At 51.5% G+C, this 264-nt stretch carries 1 protein-coding gene; it reads left to right on the top strand.

Features of this window, described 5'->3' with window-relative positions:
- On the top strand, positions 1-264 hold a 264-nt coding region (locus tag SB773_RS32455), incomplete at both ends, for an aminotransferase class V-fold PLP-dependent enzyme (RefSeq protein WP_410594494.1).

Genomic DNA, 264 nt, shown 5'->3' with positions numbered 1-264 from the left:
ACGATTCTACGTGGAAAGAGCTGCCTTGGAAGTTTGAAGGCGGGACCCCGATTATCGCTGGCGCAATTGGCCTCGGAGCAGCGATTGACTTTTTAGAAGAAATCGGTCTGGACAATATCGAGCGTCATGAAAAGCATCTGGTGGCGTACGCCATGGAGCAAATGCGCGAGATCGAAGGACTGAAAATTTACGGCCCGCAGCAGGACCGCAGCAGTTTAATTACATTCAACCTAGATACGGTACATCCGCATGACCTGGCGACAG

It is taken from the genome of Bacillus sp. SIMBA_074 (genome assembly GCF_046534555.1).
Taxonomy (GTDB): domain Bacteria; phylum Bacillota; class Bacilli; order Bacillales; family Bacillaceae_G; genus Bacillus_A; species Bacillus_A mycoides.
This window is presented reverse-complemented; position numbering and strand designations above follow the sequence as displayed.